The 20,169-nt window shown below is 52.8% G+C and carries 18 protein-coding genes; 8 read left to right on the top strand and 10 right to left on the bottom strand.

Annotation, left to right across the window (positions count from 1 at the left end; translation table 11 throughout):
- Nucleotides 1–96: 96 nt before the first annotated feature.
- From ACYVH9_RS24280 to ACYVH9_RS24265, 4 genes are all read left to right on the top strand, one after another.
- Nucleotides 97–555, top strand: coding sequence for a (2Fe-2S)-binding protein (locus ACYVH9_RS24280; protein ID WP_460639014.1), 459 nt, complete (start codon nt 97–99; stop codon nt 553–555).
- Between the two features lie 96 nt (nt 556–651).
- Nucleotides 652–2,790 carry a xanthine dehydrogenase family protein molybdopterin-binding subunit gene (locus tag ACYVH9_RS24275; protein WP_460639013.1) on the top strand — a complete coding sequence of 713 codons (2,139 nt, stop codon included), beginning with the start codon at nt 652–654 and terminating at the stop codon, nt 2,788–2,790.
- 149 nt (nt 2,791–2,939) lie between these two features.
- Nucleotides 2,940–3,464 (top strand): GreA/GreB family elongation factor, encoded by a 525-nt coding sequence (locus ACYVH9_RS24270; RefSeq protein WP_460639012.1) that lies wholly within the window; start codon nt 2,940–2,942, stop codon nt 3,462–3,464.
- Nucleotides 3,465–3,591: 127 nt separating this feature from the next.
- Nucleotides 3,592–4,974 carry a DUF4403 family protein gene (locus ACYVH9_RS24265; RefSeq protein WP_460639011.1) on the top strand — a complete coding sequence of 461 codons (1,383 nt, stop codon included), beginning with the start codon at nt 3,592–3,594 and terminating at the stop codon, nt 4,972–4,974.
- 3 nt (nt 4,975–4,977) lie between these two features.
- Here ACYVH9_RS24265 and ACYVH9_RS24260 read toward each other — a convergent pair whose 3' ends face one another.
- Nucleotides 4,978–5,808, bottom strand: coding sequence for an alpha/beta hydrolase (locus ACYVH9_RS24260; RefSeq protein WP_460639010.1), 831 nt, complete (start codon nt 5,806–5,808; stop codon nt 4,978–4,980).
- 128 nt (nt 5,809–5,936) lie between these two features.
- Between ACYVH9_RS24260 and ACYVH9_RS24255 the strand changes: the two genes are divergently transcribed.
- The gene (locus ACYVH9_RS24255; RefSeq protein ID WP_460639009.1) at nt 5,937–6,743 is read left to right on the top strand and encodes a M90 family metallopeptidase; all 807 of its coding nucleotides are present in this window, start codon (nt 5,937–5,939) and stop codon (nt 6,741–6,743) included.
- 13 nt (nt 6,744–6,756) lie between these two features.
- Here ACYVH9_RS24255 and ACYVH9_RS24250 read toward each other — a convergent pair whose 3' ends face one another.
- The 5 genes from ACYVH9_RS24250 to ACYVH9_RS24230 form a co-directional block, all read right to left on the bottom strand.
- Complete coding sequence (locus tag ACYVH9_RS24250; RefSeq protein WP_460639008.1) at nt 6,757–7,302, bottom strand: dihydrofolate reductase family protein; 546 nt, start codon at nt 7,300–7,302, stop codon at nt 6,757–6,759.
- A gap of 231 nt (nt 7,303–7,533) precedes the next feature.
- Nucleotides 7,534–10,314 carry a M14 family metallopeptidase gene (locus ACYVH9_RS24245; protein WP_460639007.1) on the bottom strand — a complete coding sequence of 927 codons (2,781 nt, stop codon included), beginning with the start codon at nt 10,312–10,314 and terminating at the stop codon, nt 7,534–7,536.
- Nucleotides 10,315–10,472: 158 nt separating this feature from the next.
- Nucleotides 10,473–11,279, bottom strand: coding sequence for an acetolactate decarboxylase (gene budA, locus ACYVH9_RS24240; RefSeq protein ID WP_460639006.1), 807 nt, complete (start codon nt 11,277–11,279; stop codon nt 10,473–10,475).
- 57 nt (nt 11,280–11,336) lie between these two features.
- The gene (locus tag ACYVH9_RS24235) at nt 11,337–11,732 is read right to left on the bottom strand and encodes a Dabb family protein (protein WP_460639005.1); all 396 of its coding nucleotides are present in this window, start codon (nt 11,730–11,732) and stop codon (nt 11,337–11,339) included.
- Between the two features lie 67 nt (nt 11,733–11,799).
- Entirely contained in the window at nt 11,800–12,303 is a 504-nt protein-coding gene (locus ACYVH9_RS24230) for a hypothetical protein (protein WP_460639004.1), read from the bottom strand.
- Between the two features lie 67 nt (nt 12,304–12,370).
- Between ACYVH9_RS24230 and ACYVH9_RS24225 the strand changes: the two genes are divergently transcribed.
- The gene (locus tag ACYVH9_RS24225) at nt 12,371–13,693 is read left to right on the top strand and encodes a DEAD/DEAH box helicase (protein WP_460639003.1); all 1,323 of its coding nucleotides are present in this window, start codon (nt 12,371–12,373) and stop codon (nt 13,691–13,693) included.
- A gap of 292 nt (nt 13,694–13,985) precedes the next feature.
- On the opposite strand, the gene ACYVH9_RS24220 is transcribed toward ACYVH9_RS24225, so the two are convergent.
- The gene (locus tag ACYVH9_RS24220) at nt 13,986–15,563 is read right to left on the bottom strand and encodes a serine hydrolase (protein ID WP_460639002.1); all 1,578 of its coding nucleotides are present in this window, start codon (nt 15,561–15,563) and stop codon (nt 13,986–13,988) included.
- Between the two features lie 147 nt (nt 15,564–15,710).
- Nucleotides 15,711–16,427, bottom strand: coding sequence for an SDR family oxidoreductase (locus ACYVH9_RS24215; protein WP_460639001.1), 717 nt, complete (start codon nt 16,425–16,427; stop codon nt 15,711–15,713).
- A gap of 236 nt (nt 16,428–16,663) precedes the next feature.
- On the opposite strand from ACYVH9_RS24215, the gene ACYVH9_RS24210 reads away from it, so the two are divergent.
- Nucleotides 16,664–17,425, top strand: a complete 762-nt coding sequence (locus ACYVH9_RS24210; protein WP_460639000.1) for a cupin domain-containing protein — start codon at nt 16,664–16,666, stop codon at nt 17,423–17,425.
- Nucleotides 17,426–17,434: 9 nt separating this feature from the next.
- On the opposite strand, the gene pdxR is transcribed toward ACYVH9_RS24210, so the two are convergent.
- Nucleotides 17,435–18,904 carry a MocR-like pyridoxine biosynthesis transcription factor PdxR gene (gene pdxR, locus ACYVH9_RS24205; RefSeq protein WP_460638999.1) on the bottom strand — a complete coding sequence of 490 codons (1,470 nt, stop codon included), beginning with the start codon at nt 18,902–18,904 and terminating at the stop codon, nt 17,435–17,437.
- 147 nt (nt 18,905–19,051) lie between these two features.
- Here pdxR and ACYVH9_RS24200 point away from each other — a divergent pair, with 147 nt between their 5' ends.
- Nucleotides 19,052–19,684 (top strand): pyridoxamine 5'-phosphate oxidase family protein, encoded by a 633-nt coding sequence (locus tag ACYVH9_RS24200; RefSeq protein ID WP_460638998.1) that lies wholly within the window; start codon nt 19,052–19,054, stop codon nt 19,682–19,684.
- Between the two features lie 40 nt (nt 19,685–19,724).
- On the opposite strand, the gene ACYVH9_RS24195 is transcribed toward ACYVH9_RS24200, so the two are convergent.
- Nucleotides 19,725–20,117 (bottom strand): DUF983 domain-containing protein, encoded by a 393-nt coding sequence (locus tag ACYVH9_RS24195; protein ID WP_460638997.1) that lies wholly within the window; start codon nt 20,115–20,117, stop codon nt 19,725–19,727.
- Nucleotides 20,118–20,169: the final 52 nt, after the last annotated feature.

Below are 20,169 nucleotides of genomic sequence, written 5' to 3'. Positions count from 1 at the left end.
CAATCGTAGAAATACTGCTGTATTAATCCGATAAATGTACTTCTAAAGCGGTTATTTTTTGTAATTTAGCTCTTATTCCAAACTCACTTCTTCACTATGGCCTTATTCAAACTGCTCATCAATGGCAAAAGCTACCAGACCGAAGCCGAAGCCGACACCCCGCTTTTGTGGATTCTCCGCGATAATCTGGGGCTGTTCGGTACCAAATACGGCTGCGGCATTGCCCAATGCGGAGCGTGTACCGTACACCTGAATGGCGAAGCGACGCGGTCCTGCATCCTACCGGTTTCAGCGGTTGGCACATCCAAAGTGACTACGATTGAAGGGTTATCCAAAAACGGTGACCATCCGGTGCAGCAAGCCTGGGATGAAGTCGACGTAGCCCAGTGCGGCTATTGCCAGGCTGGCCAGATCATGACGGCGGCTGCCCTGCTCAAACGCAAACCCAAGCCAACCGACGACGAAATTGAAGCCACCATGTCCGGCAACATTTGCCGGTGCGGCACGTACCACCGCATTCGCGAAGCGGTGAAAGTGGCGGCTACTAAAAAATAATGTTTCAAGTTTGAAGTTCAATGTTTGAAGGTAGCCACACCCTAAGGTAGCGAACCCGTTAAACGTTGGACCTTAAGCCTAAAACCTCCCCTTTTCATGACTACTCACCCCAATCATAGCCGCCGGAATTTTCTGAAAATTGCCGCTGCCACCAGTGGAGGTCTGCTGCTGGGCTTCAACTGGACCGAGTCAGATGCCGCCGTTGCCAGCACACCCTTGAAAGGTGTTGCTGCCCCCGGCGTGGACTTTAACAGCTATTTATCGATCAACCCGCAGGGGATGATCACCATTTTGTCGCCCAACCCAGAAGTAGGACAGGGCATCAAAACCGCCTTTCCGATCATCGTAGCGGAAGAACTCGATGCCGACTGGAAAAACGTCGTTGTGGAACAGGCTCCGCTTGATACCGTTAAATTTGAGCGGCAGGTTGCGGGTGGTAGTGGGTCCATTCCGCACTCCTGGAAACGCCTGCGCGTGGCGGGTGCCACCGCCCGTCAGATGCTGATGGAAGCGGCCGCTAAACGCTGGAACGTTCCGGTTATGGAGTGTTCGACCAGCAAAGGCTTTGTGCTGCATACGGGAAGTAACCGAAAACTAGGTTACGGTGAACTGGCAGGCGATGCCGCAAAAATCCCCGTTCCGGCGGATGTTAAATTAAAGGAAATCAATGATTTCAAGCTGATTGGCCAAACCATCCGGAACGTCGACAACCCCGGCATCATCACCGGCAAACCGTTGTTCGGCCTGGATTTTCACCGCGAAGGGATGCTGATCGGGATGATGCAACGCCCGGCGTTCGGTTACAAATTGAAATCGGTAGACTCCTCAGCCGCCAAAGCGATGCCCGGTATTGTCAACGTGGTGACAATCGAAAACAGTGTGGCCGTGGTTGGTAAGTCAACCTGGCAGGTGAAAAAAGCCAAGGACGCACTCAAAATCGAGTGGGAAAAAGCCGACGCCCTGGAAAGTACCGCCGACCACAATCGGCTGTTCAAGGAAATGCTGGACAGTAAGAATACCACGATCCGGCGAAAAGACGGTGATGTCGAAACAGCGTTTAAAAATGCCGCCAAGGTAATAAAAGCCGAGTACCAGTGTCCTTTCCTGCCACACAGCCCCCTGGAACCGATGAACTTCTTTGCGCACGTCAAAGCCGATAGCGTGGAACTGGTCGGCCCAAGCCAGCGCCCGGAAGCCGTCCGCAGCCAGACGGCCGAACTGCTGAAACTGCCACCCGAAAAAGTAACCGTGGAGCTGACGCGCATGGGTGGTGGTTTTGGTCGGCGGCTGAACACCGATTTCGCCATCGAAGCCGTCAAAGTATCGAAAGCCGTCAATGCACCGGTGAAATTGATGTGGACCCGCGAGGACGACATGACCGGCGGTATTTACCGGCCAGCGGTGCGCTACCGCTTCGAAGCAGCTCTGGACGACAAAGGTAACCTGATTGGCTACAAACTGCGGGGTGCCAGCATCAACGCCGGGAATGCCACCCGTGAGGACAATTTTCCGTCGGGTGCTGTGGATAACCTTTTGATTGACAGCATCGACCATAAATCCCCGATCACGACCGGCCCCTGGCGCGCGCCGATCACCAACTTCCTGGCGTTTGCCGAACAAGCTTTTCTGGACGAAGTATCCCAGGCTGCCGGAAAAGACCCGGTGCAATTCCGGCTCGAACTGCTCGACAAAGCCAAGAAAAACCCGGTGGGCAAAATCACGTACGACATCGACCGGATGCGCGGGGTGATCGAACTGGCCGCCGAGAAATCGGGCTGGGGCAAAAACAAGAACGTCGCGCAGGGATTCAGCGTCTATTTCTCCCACCGCTCCTACGTGGCCCAGGTTGGCGAGGTAGTGATGGAAAAAGGCAAACCGGTCCTGAAAAAAGTGTATTCGGCAGCCGACTGCGGGATTGTTATCAACCAGAGCGGGGCGCAGCAGCAGGTGCGTGGCTGCGTGGTCGATGGCATCGGTCACGCCATGTACGGAAATATCACGTTCAAGGACGGGATTCCCGAACAGAAAAACTTCAACGACTACCGCCTGATCCGCCTAAACGAGATTCCGGAAATCGACGTCCATTTTGTCAAGAATGAGATCGAACCAACCGGCTTGGGCGAACCCTCGCTCCCACCGGCGGGCGCAGCAGTGGCCAATGCTATTTTCAAAGCCACCGGAAAACGGCTGTATAACCAGCCATTTGTACAGACGGAGGTGTTCAAAAGCGTATAACCAATTCGGCCCCTTATTTCTCCAGCCCACGGTTCAGACCGTGGGCTTTTTTAGTCCTCCATCACAACCGGATCTTCCTTTGATTCGGAGACGGTTACCCGAACAATCCATTTTCCGAATAGTTTTAATGAAAATAACCGTTCCCAATCATGAGCAGTGCTTTTTTGAAAAATGAAACCGCCGACGCTCCGGTGGTCATTCCGGCCCGCGCTCCTTTGCCGCCCGGCATGCCGAATTACGTGACGCCCCGCGGCCTGGCGCTATTGCGCACCGAGCTGGCTGACCTGGAAGCAGAACACGCTCAATTGCAGGCCACAGAAACGAGCGATGAAAACGACCGGACCCGGCAACTCGCTCTTTTGAACGGTCGGATTGCCAATTTAAACCAGCGAATTTCGAGTGCCAAAGTGGTTGATTCACAAAACTTGGGCGAGGTCCGTTTTGGAGCGACCGTTCTTCTAAAAAATCGACAGGGAACCCTGGCTGGGGCAACCCGGCAATTGACCATCGTGGGCGTCGATGAAGCCAATGCTACCCAGGGGCTAATCGCGTTTACGGCCCCCATTGCCCGGGTTGTGCAGGGGAAACGTATAGGTGACAGGGTCTCTTTCCGAACAAGGCAGGGCGAAGAAGAGCTCGAAATCCTGAACATTACGTACGAAAATCAATCGTAGGAGCTTGGTGAATAGGCTATGACAACAGGGAATTAATTAAAATCGGCCTGAAACTCCCTCAAACGCAAACATCCGTAAACCGTCGGGGGTTATGCCTTTAGCCCCCTCAAATACGGCATCTCGTTGAATGACCACATCCTATCTACTTCGATTAACGGCTGGCCTGGCGTTACTTCTATCTTTAACCAATTGCCAGAAAACACAACCCAAAATTCCGCAGGCTACCGGTTTCGACCCTGTCATTCCTCCCGACACATCCTACCTGGCGGGACCCATCACCTTTACAATTCAGGAATTACAGGAAAAAATCAACGAAGAGCTGGGAACCGTGCTGATTGGCAAAGGCTCTTCCAGCGGCAAAAAAACCGGTTTCTTCCCGTTTCGGGTTGTTCGTTCAGGGTCGGTCCGGATCCAATACACCAATAATCAGGTCAACTTTTCGGCCCCGCTGAGCCTGTTCGTCAGCACCCCTTTCGGTGACGCCGAAAAGACTACCGAAAAGCCGTTTTGTTCCCTGCACGTCAATTTTCAAAGTCCGCTGACCGTGACACCCAACTGGCGGCTGGCCAGCCAGGTGCAGTTTACCAATTACAGCTGGATCGTAGAACCCGAGATCCGGCTGCTCGGCAAAGAGATTTCATTGACCAATTTTGCCAAAAAAATTCTCGACAATCATCAATCCGCCATTGAATCTGCCATCGATTCGGCGGTGTATAAGGAACTACGGCTCGACCAAATGGTAATGCCCATCTGGCAGGATATTCAGCAACCGCTGCTCATCGACCGAACTTACGGCCTGTGGCTGCTCCCCAAACCCATCGGCGTAGAAGCCAGCGCAATTAATGGAAACGCAAAACAGATAACGACGCATTTGCGGATTGCCTTCGAAACCCAAACTAAACTGCAACCGCAGAAACCGTCGCCATCGACCGTGCCATTACCGCAGTTACAGAAACGCGATCAAGTGCCGCAAACATCGGATTTGCGGATTGTGAGTTTTATCCCGTATGCCGACATCAACCGAATGCTCGCCCGCTCGCTGAAAGAAGAAAAAAAACTATTGCTGGGGGCGCTGAAAATCAAAAAAGCTTCGGTGTACGGCGGGCAGCGGGCGCTAATCGTTAAAACCGACGTAAGCGGGTTGCTGAACGGAACAATTTACCTGCGCGGCCGCCCCACCTTCGACACCACCAGCAACACCCTCAGCGTGAAGAACCTGGACTTTGATGCCGGAACCATTGACGAACTCTCCGGCATTTCCAGTTCGCTCGTACACGACGGTCTGGTAAAAGCGCTGGAAAGTTTTCTGACGATTTCACTGGGTGGCGAAATTGAGCAACTCCCGCAAAAAATCCATCAAGCATTCGCGCAAGGCGGCACCGGAGAGAAAACCGAACTCGGCATTCAGTCGTTCCGGTTTACACCCCAGAAAATAGCCATTCGACCGGATGGTATTCAGGCGCTGATCCGGGTAGAATCCAAGGTGGCGATTAAGGTCAAGCAGTTGTAATTTTTACTGAAAACTCTGGCTGATAAATACCAGGGCATCAGTCAGCCCCGTGCGCCAGTATTCCCAGGTGTGGCCGCCATCGCGCACCCGGTATTCGTGCGGAATGTTCAGGTTGCGCATCAAGGTGTGCAGATTGGCATTGCCCTCGTGCAGCAGCAGGTCATCATCACCGCAATCGAGGTAAAACCGGACGGCTTTTTTCTGAGCTTCCGGCATTTTCTGCACCAGGTACAAAATACTGTTCTGGTTCCAGAAATCGGTAATTCGGTTGTCGCCTTCCTTCAACTCCCCCATTGCGGTTCGGTACCGGCGCAGATACTCCTGATGCGGCATCTCCCGAATTTGCCCATCGGTACGAACGGCGGCACTCAGCCCCGCACAAGCGCCAAACAGATCGGGGTGATGCAGGGCGTACAGCAGCGATCCGAAACCACCCATCGACAAACCGGCGACGGCCCTGAAGCGTTTCTCCGTCCGGCAGCGGTAGTTTTTTTCGATGTGTGGAATCAGCTCTTTGATGAAATAGTCTTCGTACTGATATTTTCCGGCGGCATTGTTCATGTAAAACGTCATTTCTGCATCCGGCATGACCACAATCATCGCGGGTATCTTTCCTTCCCGAATGGCCTTATCAACAATCGATTGCATATTTCCCGACTGAATCCAGGCCGTCTGGTCATCGCCCCCGCCGTGCAGCAGGTACAGCACCGGATAAGCCCGCTGGGAGCTTTCGTACCCGGCGGGTAAATAGAGCGCAAACTTTTTGTCTTTTTTCAGGATGTTGCTTTTGATCGTCAGATCGTCAAACACGTTACTCTCTTGCGCAACGCTCAAAAGAGGGAATAAAAGCCAGAAAGTTAAAAACCGAAACATTCGAAAAAGAAAGGAGGGAGCGCAAATTTGTAAAAAATTATGAAACAATCTGATTCCGGCAACGGTTTTTCGCAGACAACCGACACCACATGATCTACTTCGTTTTCGGCCTGTCGGTTTTGCTGCTGGGCTGGTTAATTTGGCAATACCGGCAACAGAACCGGCCCGTAGCCGTAGCTCCGCCAGAAACCGCCAGCTACCGGGATTTATTAATGCAACACGTGGCTTATTACCGCGCCCTAAGCGACGACAATAAAGCGGTTTTTGAAACCCGCGTTCAGCAGTTTTTAAGTCACACACGCGTGGAAGGGGTTGATACCCCGGTCGACGACCTCGACCGGGTACTGGTGGCCAGCAGCGCGGTCATCACCATATTTGGCTTTAAGGACTGGTCATTTTACCGATTAACAACGGTGTTGCTGTACGACGACCGTTTTAATACCGACTTTGAAACCACCGGCAAAGACCGCAACATTCTGGGCATGGTAGGCGAAGGCGGGGCGTTGCAAAGTACGATGGTGCTATCCAAACCGGCCCTGCATGAGGGGTTCGCCAACGAAAGCAGCAAGGAAAACACGGGCATTCACGAGTTTGTTCACCTGCTCGACCAGATCGACGGCTCCACCGACGGCGCGCCCGAATACCTGCTGGACCGTGGCCACATCAAGCCGTGGCTGCAACTGATTCACGCCAGCATCGGTGAGATCAAGGCCAATCATTCGGACATTAATCCGTACGCGACGACCAATGAAGCCGAATTTTTCGCTGTCGTTTCCGAGTATTTCTTCAAGCGCCCGGATTTGTTGCAGGAAAAACACCCGCAGCTATATGCCCGGCTGGAAGAGATTTTTCAGCAGCGCCCGCTGGAGGATGAACCTGTCACTGATTCCCGCTAACCTTTGCACCAACTCAATACCGTATCCGATACCGCACCAGCAGCAAGCCGTTGTCGTAGGGCTTTGCGTCAATGCGTTCCAGGCCGACCTGCGTTTGACTGGACCCGAACAACCGAACGCCTTCGCCCAGCACCACCGGATTAAGCTTGACTACCAATTCGTCGATCAACTGAGCATCCAACAGTCTTCCGGCCAACTCGCCACCACCGCACAACCAGAGCGGTTTTCCAGCTACGGCTTTGAGCTGCCGCACCACATTTTGCTCATCATCACTTACCAGCTGAATCAACTCATTTTGCTCGAAAGAGATTGATTTTGAAAAAATGTAGTTTACCAATTCCGAATTGACCTGCGTGTAAGCGGGCTGCCCTTTTTGCAAGCCAAAGGCATAGCCCCATTCGTACGTGTTGCGCCCCATCAAAACCGCCCCGTAAGTTTTAATCCGCTCCAGAAAATCCGTCACAAACTCCCCTTCCGTCAGAAAGCCATCAATGGAACCATCCGAATGGGCAATATAGCCATCGAACGATGCCGCCACATCATAAATAAGTTTTCGCATAGGACATTTCGGTTTATAAACTCCGGCTACTTACTGCCCGATTTTTCCTTTAACCGGCCTGAACCCCACATCCACATTGATCGAAATCTCGCGCTACGTTTACTCTTCAAGTTAGTAGTTGCCCGGAGCTTTGCGCGCTTAGCAGCCCGAAGTAGTCGTAAAATAACACTGGCCGGAATCAGCCACGCAGCGCGCACCCATTTCGGCCAGCCAACTCAAACCGTTGCGTTTTTACCGTACCGACGTCGAATACAACTGGTTGAACAACATCTTGAAAGTACCGTGTGCCTGCGCGCGGAACGTGATTTCCGGCCCGAAGGCATAGAATTTCCCCGCCCCCACCGGAGCCATAAAAGCGGCCACGCCATCCTGCAAATACGCCTGTCCCCAGGCCCAGCCACTGCGCAACGGTTTGTCGGTGGCAAACCAGGCCAGCGGTTTTACCAAGCCTTTCGCTACCGCATCCGGGGCCAGTTTGAAAACCGGGCTGGCATCAAAATACACATCCGTTTGCTGCGAAAGCCCCCAGGTAGCCTGCTGTGTAGAGTCCAGATTTACCCGCAACACACTGCCAGGAATGTAGTATTTTTCGTTGGGCAGGGGGCGTTCCTGGCCGTTGCTGCTCATCTCCACCAACGCGTTTTTCACCGGTAATCCCAGGTGATACGCCAGGTTGGTACTGCTGCCGATGGCAACCACACTCCCACCGGCTTCCAGGAATTTCTTCAGTTGCGGAATCGACTTTTCGGCGGTGATCCGGCCCAGCCATGGGCGGAATTCAGCGGGCAGTTCCTCCGCTTTGGGTTCCCGGCTGTTGTAGCCTCCCCCTGCTGCCGGGCCGCTGCTCACGGGCGGAATGGCCCGGGTTACAAACACAATCACGTCGTATTTCTTCCGCAAGTCACCGGCATCAATGTCCTGTGCGTACACCACCTCCATCGGAAAGTGATATTGCTCCATCAGCCAGCGAACCCAGCCCGACGGCATCGATCCGCCGTAGGTGTCCCACAGCGCAATCCGCATGGGCGATACGCTGACCAGCGCACCAGTTGGACGTTTATTAACTCCCTCAACAACCAGCCCTAGGTTGTTGGCCGATTTTTCCAGCAGCGATTTCGCTTTGGCCGATGCCGGAACAAAAAAAGTCCCCGCCGATTTGCCGTTGATTCCGGCGGGCAACCGAAATACATCGACGCCCGCTTTCAGCAGGTCATTGACAGCAATGAAGGCATTGTTGGCTTGCGCACTCAACGTATAACCCGCCACCGAACCATCGTTCATTTTACCTTTCGGTGTCAACAGTTCACCATAGGGCAGTTTCCTGAAAGGCCCGTCAAAACCGTCCAGAATCCGGTCTACCTCCACGCCCATCTGGTAAGCCAGGGTCCAGCCAGCGGCATCATACGGACGAATCGGTGGGCCACCCGGATACTGAAAATCGTTCGGATGATCCTGCGGTTCAAACATATCCAGAATGTGTGGCCGAAACGACTGATCGGTTTTCACGATGTACGAGCCCGTGGGATACTTTTTGCCCGCAACGGTAAAATCAGCCGTGGCTTCCTGCACCTGAATACCGGTTTTGATCAATGCATTGAGGAACTTGATTGCCGTGGCAAAATCCGGCTGATTGGCCGGGATGATGAAACCCCGTGGATCGCGCTGAGCCGGATCTTTCAGCACCGCATCGTAATACTTCGTCGGCAATTCTCCGCCCCGCGCCAGGGCAACGGGTTGGCCCGGCGTGTTCTTTTTCAAATCCGCCTGATACGCCTGATTGATCGCATCGACCCGCCGGGGCGACAGCGTCCAGTAATCTGTGTTGCCGTGCTCGATGGCGTTCCGGCCCATCTTGTAAATGTTGTACAGCAATTGGTCGCGGTGCCGGGCGGCATAATCGAGCGTCGCGTAATTGAGCGACAGCGAATAATCAATCGATTGCTTAAAATGCCACTTCTGGGGCGTCACCGGAAACGGCGTATTGCCGTTGGGAATCAGGCGCTGCGGCACCAGCGGCACGGTTTCGGGCGTTGGGTTGCCAATAATTTCGGTCAGCAGGCCGATCATGTTGTGAAAGTGCGTTGTCGTTCGCAAGCCGCCGTTGTACCAGGTCGAAAACACCGAACCACCCAGGCGCGTAAATCCAGGCTTATTTTCGGCATTCAGCCGGTTAATCATGGCCGCTCCCAGGGCATCAATTCCGGTAATCATGAGCGGTTCGAACACGTAGTTGAACGGATCGCGGTACGGCGGCCCCGCCAGCACCGAACCCGCCGGGCCGCGCTGGTGGTGATTGTACATGATTTGCGGAATCCATTCGATAAACAACTGACGGCCGATATTCTGCGATTCTTTCATGTTCATGATGAAGAAGTCGCGGTTGTTGTCATGGCCGACGTATTTCTGATAAAGACGGGGTACATTTTCCAGCACCCGCTTTTCGGGTTTCGGCTCCCGCATGTACCAGTTGCTCACCAGCTCCTGACCGTCGGGATTGGCGTGAGTCAGTAGAATAATCACGTTGTCCAGAATCCGCAGGGTTTCGGCATCTTTGCGGCTCACCAGTTGCCAGGCGGTTTCGATTAACTGCATCGTACCGACGGTTTCGGTGGCGTGGAGTCCGCCGTCGATCCAGACCACGGCTTTTCCTTCGGCTGCCATCGCCTGCGCCTGTTCGTCAGTGATGCCTTCCGCACGGGCCATTTTGGTCGAAATTTCCTTGTACCGGTCGAGCTTTTTGAGGTTTTCGGGCGACGATACAATGATCATGTACTGGTGGCGTCCTTCTTCCGTCAGTCCAATATCCACCAGTTTGGTGCGGTCTGATGCCGCCAGCTTTTTAAAATACGCTTCGGTCTGGGTGTAGGTAGCGAGCTGGTAATCGTCGCCGATGTTGAAACCAAAATGTTCTTTGGGCGAAGGAATGGCTGAGGTGGCACCCGACTGCGCCCGTACAACCGCCAGATTAACCGACAAAAAGAATACGAGTGCCGGTAAAAAACGTCTTATCATGAAACCAGGGTTAGTTTGTTGGATTAAGACGAAATAAGCTGATTTTCCACTCACGTCGGCTCAACAACCAAATAAAATTTTACTACTTATAACAATAGCCATACCGTATAGCACAAACTTCAGAATCCCTGCATTCCGGATTTCCATTCAGAGCCAACTCACTCAATCTTTTTCAATTCTTCCTGCCGATCTTCCCGTAGACTGACTTTCCTGAAATCAGGGTGGGTGTTCAATTCAACGCTATACCCCTGAATTTTATCTATTTCCACGGTAATGTCGGTGGCCGTAAAGCCGAATATGTGGCCCCCCGATTGGTGGTCATTCGCCAGGTAATGAAAATGAAAACCGGGTACATTGACCCTGGCCAGATACACCGGCAGCAAAAAACCGATTACGACGCCATCGGTTTCGCGCAGATTGAAGAGGTATTGGTTTTTGGCCAGGTGTTCTTTCAGCGTTCCGTACGGTTTTTGGGCCGGACCAGGTGCCCGCGCATTGAGGGTCGAAAAGTGACCTTTCATCCGGATGGCGTACATTTCATTGGGCGAAAGGGCCGCCAGCAACTCTTCTTCAAGCTGGTCGAGTGTACTGGCTTTACGGGTGAAGCTGGAATCGGCTTGGAAGAACTTCACGAAGGCAACCGAGGTACTGTCCTGATCCGGCATTTCCCGAATACGTCCGTCGTAGCTTACCCGGTATATTTTGCCCTGATCCATTATCAGTTCACCATCGACCCGATTGAAAGTTCCGATTCCGAAATCTCCTTTGGTTTTCAGCGCTCCCAGGGTCTGTTCCCCATCAAACGCACCGGCTAACAGAGCGTCGATGATGGAGTATTGGTACATAAAATCCGTTTTCGGTGATTGAACCGATTCGGACGGAGCACATCCCTGAACAAGAAGGATACTATTCACCAGTACCCACAGCCACTTTGTGACTCGCGGAGCCTTTGTGTTCGATTTCATGGTTAAAAGGAAGGGGTTAGGAACTCGGCTTTGCAAACCGGCTGATACTGGAGGTTTTTAGCGTTTGGGGCCCACCGAATCGTAAACAATTACTTTCTCCCACAAATGCGAATAATCGTCCACAAACTTGAGGTGGATGGGATGCTTTTGGTAAATTTCCTCCTCCATCAGGTTATCAAAGAAACATAGCCAGGAAACCGCGTACGAGCGTTCGATAACGTCCCGGGTCGTCGGTGCGGGTTCGCCGATGTGTACCAGCCGGATCGTTGGCACTTTTGCCAGCTTATTCAGTCCTTCAATCAGTTTAGCTTTGTCGGCGGCACTGCCTGGATTTTTCAGGTAGAAATAAACGTGATGCACAAATAACTCCTTCGGTGCACTTTCGACCAAACCCAGGCCCAGCCCAGCACCCAAGCTACTTTTTACAAATTTTCTGCGGGATTGATTTTTCATACTTTTTGTTCGTTATCGATTTTTTAGCTGCTCAGCCACCGATTAAGTTGATTAGCCACGATTGGGTTCACGAATATATTCGGCTGAAGATGATATACGTATGCGTAAGGTGAAAGAGTAGAAAAATAAAGGCGGCCAGCCCGAAGATCCAGCGGCTAAAGGGTAAGTTGAAATAAAATGAACGGCCAATCAGGCCAATGCCCGCCAGCCAGAATGCGGGCGTGTAAGCGGGAGCCATAAAGCCCACCATACTGGAACTCCACAGACTATTCGGGTGAAAGATCAGCACCAGCCACGATCCGTAATACAAGAGACTTCCCAAGCCGTACACCCAAACTCCTGCCTTTTGGGGTAGCGTCGATACTTTTAACGGCATCAGAAACGCCAAGGTGAACACCACGATCCGGCTGCCGTTTTCGCCATACGCAACGACCGGTGGAATCGACGCCCAGAAAACGTCCGGCTGATACGGCTTCGGGAGGCTGTCGGTTAGAGCCAGATTCCAGATCATGACTGGTAAAGTCAACAGAAAACAATTGACCAGGTAATACGGAACGGTTTTAGCTTTCATTCAGAGTCGGGGCAGGATCATTCAGAAACGGTGCTTTCAGACGGTAAAATTACGTTACTTTTGCCAAATGGAAATTTCCCACGACTTAACGCCCGTTCTCTCGAACCTGGGTATTGCGGCCCTGAATCCTATGCAGCAAGCTGCCCGCGAAACGGTTTTACGCGAACAGGCGGCTTTGTTGCTGGCCCCCACCGGTTCCGGAAAAACGCTCGGTTTTTTGTTGCCCGCTTTGCACTTGCTCCGACCCGACCTAAAAACCGTTCAGTGTTTGATTCTGGCCCCCACTCGCGAACTGGCCCTGCAAATTGAAGCGATCTGGAAAAAAATGGGCACGGGTTTCAAATCCAATGTCTGCTACGGCGGCCATCCGATGACCACCGAAATCCAGAATTTAAGCCAGCCCCCCGCCGTGTTGATTGGCACACCAGGCCGCATCGCCGACCACCTATCCCGCCATACCTTCGACCCGGCGGGTATTCATACGCTGGTGCTCGACGAATTTGACAAATCGTTGGAACTGGGCTTCCACGACCAGATGGCGTTCATTATGGGGCATTTACCAAATCTGGAAAAACGGGTGTTGGTTTCGGCTACCTCTGGTATTATCATTCCGGATTTTACGGGTGTTCGTTCACCGGTCCGGATCGACTTCCTGCCCGAAGAAGACCGCACCGATGGGCTGACTCTCAAGCTGGTCATTGCGCCTGAAGATGACAAATTCAATACACTGGTGCAGCTGATTAGTTCGCTCCAATCAGAATCCGCGCTGATTTTTTGCAACCTGCGCGAAACCGCCGAACAACTCAGTACGGCGCTGAACCAGCGGGGCATTCAAACGGCTTTTTACCACGGCGGCCTGGAGCAGGACGACCGTGAGCGGGCGCTGATCCGGTTTCGCAATGGCAGCGTGCGGTACCTGATTACAACGGATTTGGCAGCCCGGGGACTAGACATTCCCGAAATGAAACACGTGATTCACTACCAGTTGCCGCTGCACGAACACGAGTTTGTCCACCGCAATGGCCGCACCGCCCGGATGCACGCAACCGGCACGGCCTACCTGCTCCTGAGCTACCACGAAAACCATCCTCCCTACCTCCCCGATTCGCTTGAGGAAGTGCCTCTGGCCGAGCATTTTCCCCTCCCCGCTCCCCCCGATTTTCAGACCATTTACATCAGTGGCGGGAAGAAAAACAAGCTCAACAAAGTAGACATTGTCGGTTTTTTCTCCCAGAAAGGCGGTCTTGAAAGAGGGGATCTGGGACTAATCGAAGTCAAGGACTTTAGTTCGTTTGCCGCCGTCCGAACGGGAAAAGTAGCCGACTTACTGATCCGGATAAAAGATGAGAAAATGAAAGGCAAAAAATACAAAATTGCCGTCGCCCGCTGACGGACACCCATTTTACAATCGGGTTACGGTGCCTCCCAGAACAACTCCCGGTGGTTCTTCTTTAGGTGTATCAATTGATACAACTCAAATTACACATTACATGAAGCCGCTGGCGTAACGCATGATTCCTTCGGCATGGCACTGGTTGTTCCGGAAGCAAAGGACGCCCAAGCCTATGCGTCCAATGAATTAAAGAGGGCATTTAGATGATCGTAACAAGGTGAGAGGTAAAACCAGGGAGTAAAGACGGCGAAGTCAATTTTTACTCTCTGGTTTTACCTCTTCTGTCTTTCTATTGCTTGTCTACGCGCGTAAAATCCAGATCGTGGAAATCGTAGCTGAAGTCGGTCAGGGGTGAAATGGCCTTCATTTTCATGGAAACCGGTTTACCTTCATAATCCAGCCCGAACATCACAAAAGCGTCGGCTTCCAGACTCCGGTCGTTCCACTTCACCACAAACGTATTGCCCTTGTAAAAAAATAACTCACCAGTCAGCCGGGGTGAGCGCTTGGCCGTAAACAGCAGTTTATTGTTCGCTGTTTTGATCAATACGTCACCCAGCCAGTTGTCGCGGTAGGTTCCGGTGTAAAAACTGATGGGCGGTTTGGCGTCGGTTTTTCGTTGTTCAGCGGCTACGGTTTTCCATACTTCATTGGTTACCTGGTCGGCGTGGGCGGTATTTTCGCGCATCCGGTCGCTGTATTCCTTCAACCGGTCGGTTCCGCTCACGCCGAAATAGCTGTCTTTGATCTGGTTGGTAATGGCCATAAAGGCCGCTCCGACCTGCTGGTTGGTCAACACAATGATGCCTAGTTTCAATTCCGGCAGCAGCGTCACCTGCGTCACCATACCCGGCAAACCGCCCGTGTGTGTCACCTGCTTGTAACCCTTCACATCACTCAGCCCCCAGCCCAATCCGTAGGAGCTGAAGTGGGTGTTGTAGGGGCCGGGGTTACGTACCGGAATGATGGTTTGTGGGGCCCACATCTCGTCCTGCACGGTTTTGCTAAACAGCGTTTTTGATAAGCCGTCACCGTACTGGCCGCCGTTGAGTTGCATGATTACCCACTTGCTCAGGTCGTTGATGCTGCTGTAAATTCCACCGGCGGAATTGCCCACGTCGAGCCGCCCCCGTTTGATAATCTGCAACTTGCCATCCACTACGGCATGGGCGTCGATGATATTTGTTTGGCTTGTTGGCAATCGCGAAAACGATCCGCGGCTATTTTCCATCTGAAGCGGCTGCATGATGCGGGTTTCCACAAACTCCTCCCAGCTTTTTCCCGATACCCGTTTCACGACTTCACCCGCTACCATGTACAACAAATTGTCATAGTCGTATTTGGTGCGGAAACCCGAAACCTGTTTCAAATACCGTAGGTTGTGAATGACATCATTCAGTGTAAAATCGCTGGAATCAGGAAAAAACATCAGATCACCCGCACCCAGGCCCATGCCACTGCGGTGGGTCAGCAAATCGCGGACGGTGAATTCTTCGGTTACGTAGGCGTTGTAGAGCCGAAACTCCGGGATGTAATCAATGACCTTATCATCCCAGGTCATTTTTCCTTCATCGATCAGCATACCGAGGGCAGCCGCCGTAAATGCCTTGCTGTTGGAAGCGATACCAAACAACGTGTTGCCATCTACTTTCTGGCTCGACTTCAGCGACCGGACACCGTAGCCCCTGGCATGAATCACCTTGCCGTCTTTCACCACGGCCACCGCAATACCCGGCACCTGAAAAGTTGTTAGGGTTCGCTCCGCCAATTGATCAATCTGGGCGGAGGTAAGAGGCTGAGCCAAAACCGTTCGAAAAACGAAAAACTGGATCAGCAAAAAAGCGAGGAAAGGTAGCCGTGAATTCATATGGGAAGGTTTGACAATTGTTAAAGATAACGGTTTTGCCAAAATCCACGCAAGTCCAACGGACTTGACTTTGGATACCCTCGGGTTGCACCAGGGCTCCGTACCACTCATCCTTCACACCCACGGCGGCCTTTCCTCAAAAATCAGTTACTTGCCGCCGGGCCGGGTGGGCCGCACCTCGATCTTGCTGGGCAGCGTCCGGGCGGGCATGTGAATCAGGTCAGCAACGATCTGGCCAATATCTTCGGGCTGAATTTTCCAGGCGTCTTTCTCGCTGGGTTCGTGGTTGTTGAAGTAAGACGCTACCGACCCGGGCATGATCGTGGATACTTTTATGCCTTCGTTGCGTAAATCGAGCATCAGCGCCTGTGTAAACCCAACCAGCCCAAACTTGCTGGCGTTGTAGGCCGTTCCATTTTCAAAGAAATTGGTGCCGGCCAGACTCGCAATGGAGATAAAATAGCCCTCCGACTTTTTCAATTCGTCCAACGTCGCCTTGATGGAATAAAACACCCCGGTCAGGTTGATGTCGATGGTTTCGGTCCACTGCTCAGGGGTCAGTTCCTGGATGGGCGCAAAATGACCGACGCCCGCGTTGGCGATGACATAATCCAGGCGGCCCCATTTCTGCACAATTGCGTCAACGGCCCGCTGCTGCGAAACCAGGTCGCGCACGTCGGCGGCAATTCCGAGGGCATACCCATCGTTGATTTTATTCAGCGAAGCTGCGGCTTCTTCGGCGTTTTCCTGCGAGCGGCTGGTAATAGCCACGCGAATACCGTCTTTGATCAGCACTTCGGCAATGCCGTATCCAATACCTTTTGATCCGCCGGTGACGAGGGCGGTTTTAATTGCTTCTGCCATAATTCTGTTGAGAGAAATGATGCTTATTGCGTAATCGTGCTCTTGAATAACCCGCTGCATCGTTTGAAAGTTTGACGTCCGGCCAATAGAATGAGGCCGGGTGCGGTATCTTGATCCAGTTTTCGGAGGCAAATTTTACGCATCTGGCTCCTTTGCCCAACTATTGATGAAACCGCTTTTTAACTAGTTTTGAACTCGTATTTGCTTTTTACCTCGCTGCTTAATCCCTTAAATCGATGAAACCGTTCCTGTTGCTGCTGCTCGCCGTCTTCGCCCAACCTACTCATGCTCAAACGATTCTGTCGAAGGTATACGCCTGGAGCAAAGCGCCGGTTGCCAGGTACACGGGCTATGAAGACCGAACACTCATGGAAGGCACCACGCGGGATTTCAACGATTTTAGTATCCACGGCATCACCCTTCTGGCCAATCAACCCGAGCCGCCATCTCAGGTTCTGGATGACGAACTACTGCTGATTGTCAAAGAAGGCCCGTTAACGGTTACGCTCGGCGAAAAAACCAAAACGCTGGGTCCCGGCAGCGTTGTGCTGGTGATGCCCGGCGATGCCCACCGGTTTTCTAACAAGACGAACCAGCCCGTTACCTATTTTGTCATGCGCTATGCCTCCAAGGAAGTGCCGGATCTCGACCTGACCCGGATGGCAGGTGGCTCGTTCTGGGTTGACTGGAATACCGTGCCGTACAAACCACACGACAAAGGTGGCATCCGACGAATGTTCGATCAGTCGACGGTGATGTGCAAGCGCTTTGAAATGCACGTTACGACCCTGAATCCAGGCTTATGGAGCCACCCGCCCCACACTCACCGGGCCGCCGAAATTTTGTTACTGATCGAAAATACCGCCCAGGAAAGCATTGACGGAGTCCTTCATCCGGCCCAGGTCGGCGACATTATTTTTCTGGAGTCCAACGTTCCCCACGGCATTCAGAACACCAGTTCCAAGCCGTGTACTTATTTTGCGTTTCAGTTTGAATAACGGTTTTCCTCAGCCACGTGTGAGTTTGCGCAGAATTCCCACGCTTTGCTCCAGCTCAGCTTCGGTACTCGACGCAAATCCCAATCGCGTGCTGTTAAGCTTTTTCCCGGGCGGATTATGCGCCAGTCCGTTGGCAACTGTCAAATTTTCACGCCGGGCTTTTTCGGCCAGTTCGCTCACGTTAATATCCGGGTCCAGCGTTGCCCACACCGCCAGCCCACCCTCGGGTTGTTTGAACGTCACTACATCGGTCAATTCACTGCTCAACAGGGAACAAAAATAAGTACACCGGGCCGCGTAAACCTGGTGCGCTTTTTTCAGGTGGCGTCGCATATCGCCGTTGCGAAACAGTTGTCCCACCGCAAACTCAAGCATGGAGTCACCCTGCCGGTCGATAATCCGGCGCAAGCGGGCCAGTTCGTCAATAACCGACTCGGGGGCAACCAGATACCCGATTCGAAACGCCGGAGCCACCGACTTCGACAACGATCCCACGTAAATCACCATACCATTTGCATCAGCACTCGCCAGCGGCAGAATGGGTCGGCGGAGGTAGTGAAACTCGTAATCGTAATCATCCTCCAGAATCACAAAACCGTATTGGGAACTCAGTTGCAGCAGCCTTTGCCGACGGTCGGACGGCATGCTAACGGTGGTCGGATAGTGGTGATGGGGCGTCACATAGACAACCCGAACCGGCTGACGCCGACAGATTTCGGCCAGAGCCTCGACATCAATGCCGTACTGGTCAACGGGCACCGTGAGCAGGTTGGCTCCGGCTTGCACAAAATTCATGTTTGCACCCGACCAGTTGGTTTCACCCACTACGGCGGTCTGGCCCGGTTCCAGCAAGAGTGTACTGGCCAGGTGAATACCCATGATGCTACCTCGCACCACCAGGATGTTGTCCGGCGTTGTATGAAGCGCCCGGGTTTCGTTGAGATACCCCGAAAGTTCTTCGCGCAGCAGGCGATTGCCTTTCGGATCGCCATAGCCAAAATGCTGCTGCGGATTACCCCAGCGGAAATACGAGCGATAGGCACGAGCCAGCTCGTCCATTGGCGCCAGACGAATATCTGGAAACCCGTCGTCCAGCCGCAGACCGTCATTTATGAGCAGCAAAGGGCGGGCCAGGTGCGGCTTTTTAGCAAACTGGAAACCGGCCACCTGCTTTACGGGCTGAGAATTCGTCTCTTCTCCAAAGGATTGGGGCAAAACGACAGGAAGCTGGTCAGCCACAAACGTACCACTGCCTGTCCGCGACGCTAGCCACCCCTCCGCCAGCAATTCGTCATAAGCGGCTATCACGGTTTTACGGTGGAGCTGAAGCAGAGTTGCCAGCTGGCGACTGCCCGGCAATTTTTGGCCGGTTTGCAGAACGCCTTCGCCAATCAGCCGCCGGAGTTGCCCCGCCAGTTGCAGAAACACAGCCCTATCGGCGGTTTTATCGACGGTAAGTAATGATTTGAAAGGAAGCATAAGCGGACTACCTATTTTTCAAAAACCGGATGATTTAGACCATCCGGCAATATAGCACCTTTGGAAAGTCAAAGAAAGGTTTTCAGTGGGCTGACGCATTGAACCATAAACTGAAGACCGTATACCACCAACAGAAAACTACTCGCTATGCAAACACTACGCACCACCTCCAGTCGCTCGGCCAAACGTACCCATTACGACACCGAATCCATTTACAGCATCCTGGACGAAGCCCTTTTTTGCACCATCAGCTACGCCATCGACGGCCAGCCCTGGTCGTTGCCCACCGCTTTTGCCCGCGACGGCGACCGGCTGCTAATTCACGGATCGGTAGGTAGTCATTTTATTCGGGAAGTTGAAAAAGGAATTCCGGTTTGCATTTCGGTGACCCTCCTCGATGGGTTGGTCCTGGCCAAATCGGGCTTCAGCCATTCGGTCAATTACCGCTCGGTGATCATTTTTGCCACGGCCGAAAAAGTGGAGGACTACGATCAGAAAGTGAAGGCACTGGCGCTCATCACGGACCAGTTGATTCCGAATCGCTGGGCCGACCTGCGCCCAGAAACCGTCAGTGAGATTCGGAAAACGACGGTATTGGCATTTTCACTGGAAGAAGCGTCGGCCAAAATCCGGACTGGTGGCCCCAACGACGAACCCGAAGACAAAGACCTGCCGATCTGGTCGGGCGTTATCCCACTCGAAACCGTGCGCCGGACCGCTATTCCCGATGCGTCAAGCCTGGCGTTGCCGTTGCCGGATTACCTGCAAGTAACCGCCTAAACCGCTATTTTCTTCTATGCCCCAGCGGATAAGGAACGCTTCAGCGGGGTTTCGCTTCGGAAGCTTCCGGATTGTAGCTAACAAAGAAACTAATCCAGGTCCGGCGGGCCAATCGGAAGAAAAATGGCGTGAGCACCACCAGCGTTGGCAGCAGCACCACCAGGTAATAATTGAGCTGATCAATCGAGAAAAACAGACTAAACAGCACAAACGTTGCAATGATGTAGGCCACATAATAGGCATAACTCACGTACATCGCCCCCACGAAAAAACCGGGTTCAGCCTCGTAACGCAGCTTGCAATGACTGCATTGTTCGTGCATATCATCAAAGCGTTTCAGGTTGTACGCACTGCTCGTAACGAAAAAATCACCCTTCTGACAACGAGGGCATTTATTGAAAAGAATGCTGTAGAGTTTCGTACCTTTTAACATGATGCAGCCCTGGTGAATTTACTAGCATTACAAACTAAAAGGCCTTTAAGGC

This window comes from Larkinella harenae (assembly GCF_054780515.1).
Note: the sequence above shows the minus strand (reverse complement) of the source record. Positions and strands in the feature narration are given on the sequence as shown.

Coding starts and splice junctions, on each gene's coding strand:
- pdxR (WP_460638999.1), bottom strand. CDS start 18,904: ATGCTTCCTTTCAAATCATTACTTACCGTCGATAAAACCGCCGATAGG.
- ACYVH9_RS24220 (WP_460639002.1), bottom strand. CDS start 15,563: ATGAATTCACGGCTACCTTTCCTCGCTTTTTTGCTGATCCAGTTTTTC.
- ACYVH9_RS24250 (WP_460639008.1), bottom strand. CDS start 7,302: ATGCGAAAACTTATTTATGATGTGGCGGCATCGTTCGATGGCTATATT.
- budA (WP_460639006.1), bottom strand. CDS start 11,279: ATGAAATCGAACACAAAGGCTCCGCGAGTCACAAAGTGGCTGTGGGTA.
- ACYVH9_RS24210 (WP_460639000.1), top strand. CDS start 16,664: ATGAAACCGTTCCTGTTGCTGCTGCTCGCCGTCTTCGCCCAACCTACT.
- ACYVH9_RS24280 (WP_460639014.1), top strand. CDS start 97: ATGGCCTTATTCAAACTGCTCATCAATGGCAAAAGCTACCAGACCGAA.
- ACYVH9_RS24275 (WP_460639013.1), top strand. CDS start 652: ATGACTACTCACCCCAATCATAGCCGCCGGAATTTTCTGAAAATTGCC.
- ACYVH9_RS24200 (WP_460638998.1), top strand. CDS start 19,052: ATGCAAACACTACGCACCACCTCCAGTCGCTCGGCCAAACGTACCCAT.
- ACYVH9_RS24195 (WP_460638997.1), bottom strand. CDS start 20,117: ATGTTAAAAGGTACGAAACTCTACAGCATTCTTTTCAATAAATGCCCT.
- ACYVH9_RS24230 (WP_460639004.1), bottom strand. CDS start 12,303: ATGAAAGCTAAAACCGTTCCGTATTACCTGGTCAATTGTTTTCTGTTG.
- ACYVH9_RS24255 (WP_460639009.1), top strand. CDS start 5,937: ATGATCTACTTCGTTTTCGGCCTGTCGGTTTTGCTGCTGGGCTGGTTA.
- ACYVH9_RS24235 (WP_460639005.1), bottom strand. CDS start 11,732: ATGAAAAATCAATCCCGCAGAAAATTTGTAAAAAGTAGCTTGGGTGCT.
- ACYVH9_RS24265 (WP_460639011.1), top strand. CDS start 3,592: ATGACCACATCCTATCTACTTCGATTAACGGCTGGCCTGGCGTTACTT.
- ACYVH9_RS24270 (WP_460639012.1), top strand. CDS start 2,940: ATGAGCAGTGCTTTTTTGAAAAATGAAACCGCCGACGCTCCGGTGGTC.
- ACYVH9_RS24245 (WP_460639007.1), bottom strand. CDS start 10,314: ATGATAAGACGTTTTTTACCGGCACTCGTATTCTTTTTGTCGGTTAAT.
- ACYVH9_RS24215 (WP_460639001.1), bottom strand. CDS start 16,427: ATGGCAGAAGCAATTAAAACCGCCCTCGTCACCGGCGGATCAAAAGGT.
- ACYVH9_RS24225 (WP_460639003.1), top strand. CDS start 12,371: ATGGAAATTTCCCACGACTTAACGCCCGTTCTCTCGAACCTGGGTATT.